Consider the following 2,153-nt stretch of genomic DNA (forward strand, 5'->3'; position numbering starts at 1 on the left):
ACTGCATCTACACAAACACAAGCGCTTAGCTTATTAGCAATTTATCACCCTGATCTAGTTATAAGCTCTATGTATTTATCTGACGGGACAGCCGATTCACTATTGCAAGAAATAAGATCAAACCCTATCACCGAGCATCAACCTTTTATGCTTATATCGAGCGAGCGTAATAAAAAATACCTTGAGCAATTACGCCAATCGGGTGTCCTAGCTATTTTGCCTAAGCCTTTTAGCGCAAAAGCCATTACCCGCGCACTCAAAGCAACCCTCGATATTATAAGCGAAGAAGAAGTAGAACTTGATCACTTTGACGTAACGCTGCTGCGAGTTTTAGTGGTAGACGACAGCCGCTTTGCGCGTAAACACATAATACGCGTACTTGCGGGTATGGGAATACCTGCACCGGTAGAAGCTGAAAACGGTAAAGAAGCTATTGAGCACTTAAATAACCAATCGTTTGACTTAATTGTAACCGACTACAATATGCCAGAAATGGATGGGCGAGAACTAACAGAAGCCGTTAGAAGCTCAAATAGCTACTCACATATTCCTATTTTAATGGTGAGCTCAGAGGCAAACGAAACGCACCTAGCAAATATAGCTCAAGCGGGAGTTGATGCTATTTGTGATAAACCGTTTGAACCGGCCACAGTGCGAGAATTATTGTTTAAAATAATGTCTTAAAAGTAAGTACAAGCGTAGGACGGTTATTATTTGGCCTACGCTCATCTTTGAAATACATTTACTATTACAGTTTTCCTAATCTATAAATGAGTAATGCAGTTTTTTTAATGTTTTTATCAAGGCTGGTTAAATCGGCTGTTTCGTTTTTAGTGTGCGCACCGCTGCCCATCAAGCCTAAACCATCAAGTGCCATATCAACATGGTTTGCGGCAAACGAAATATCAGCTGCACCTGCGTTGCGTGGGTTGGCGGCTACTACTTTGTTGAAGCCTAAATCATGGCTTGCGTCGCTGTATAATTCTAATAGCTTTTTATTGCCATCAGTTAATGCCATTGGCGGGTAACCGTCTTCAAAAATAAGCTCTGCTTTACTGCCATTTAAACTGTTACTAGCAATGAGTTGCATTGATCTTTTTGCGTTTTCGAATTGCTTTGGCGATAGTGCGCGTAAATCACCTGCTACATGCACGGTTTGTGCTATTACATTACTTTTACCAAACGCCGTTGCTGACGAATTAGCACTGTCGTAGTCGGCATTTGTACCACCTACAATAAGCCCTGGGTTAAATGTTAAATTAGGTTGCGTGGCAAGTTGCTCTCTAAAATCATTTAAAATGCGTGATGCTTCGTAAATAGCGCCATAACCAACGCTTTCGCTAAATATTTGTGACGAATGCGCTGCATTTGCCGTTACATTTAGCGTCCAACCGGTATAACCACGGCGCGCCGCCATAGCTGTTTTTATATTGTTATCGCCATTTTCATAGCCAAGCGCTACGTCAGCCCAAATTGCTGCATCAACAATAGCTTGTTTAGATAAGCTAAGTGGGCGACCGCTGCTTTCTTCATCGCCAGTCAATAATACTTTTATGCTTACATTTTCGAGTAAATTAAGGGCTTGTAAGCTTTTAAGTGCGGTAATTATTATCGTGTTACCGCCTTTCATATCGGCAACGCCTGGGCCACTGGCTGTATCGGCATCAAGTTGTTTGTAGGTAGTAAAGTTATCGTTTTTGGCAAATACCGTATCTAGATGGCCGATCATCAGTATTTTTATTGCATCGGGGTTTTTACTTTCATGTGTTGCCAGTACATGCCCTACGCGGTTAAACGCACTGCCATCCAGCCATTCTACTTTAAAACCAATGGCTTTAAGCTGCTCACTTGTCAGCGCACCTACTTTTTTTACACCTTCAATATTAAGCGACCCGCTATTAATATTTACGGCTTGCTCTATTTCTTGCAGTGCTTGGGGAATATTTTTATCGACCTGTTTTACTATTTCACGCTCATTTTTATCAAGCGCAGCATGGCTTGTAAGCGGTAGGGTACTAGCAAGTGTGAGGATAAGTGCATGGCTAAATTTAAAAAATGACATAACAGCATAATAAGTGAGAAATAAGAATATTTAATATGAAGTAAAAATACAGAGGATTCAATAGGGGTAGATTGTGATTTTTAACTAATTT

At 40.8% G+C, this 2,153-nt stretch carries 2 protein-coding genes; one reads left to right on the top strand and one right to left on the bottom strand.

Annotated features, from left to right (window positions below; all coding sequences use genetic code 11):
* Positions 1-684, top strand: a 684-nt coding sequence (locus CXF89_RS19015) for a response regulator transcription factor (RefSeq protein WP_145990848.1), incomplete at its 5' end; no start/stop codon positions are given.
* Positions 685-748: 64 nt separating this feature from the next.
* Here CXF89_RS19015 and CXF89_RS19020 read toward each other — a convergent pair.
* A complete protein-coding gene (locus CXF89_RS19020) occupies positions 749-2,062 on the bottom strand; it encodes a M20/M25/M40 family metallo-hydrolase (RefSeq protein WP_121955470.1) in 1,314 nt (437 codons plus the stop codon).
* Positions 2,063-2,153 lie beyond the last annotated feature (91 nt).

The organism is Pseudoalteromonas sp. MelDa3, from assembly GCF_002863625.1.
Lineage (GTDB): Bacteria > Pseudomonadota > Gammaproteobacteria > Enterobacterales > Alteromonadaceae > Pseudoalteromonas > Pseudoalteromonas arctica.

What these genes read in the sequence shown, in the direction of transcription:
- CXF89_RS19020 (WP_121955470.1), bottom strand. Translation starts at nt 2,062, where the DNA reads ATGTCATTTTTTAAATTTAGCCATGCACTTATCCTCACACTTGCTAGT.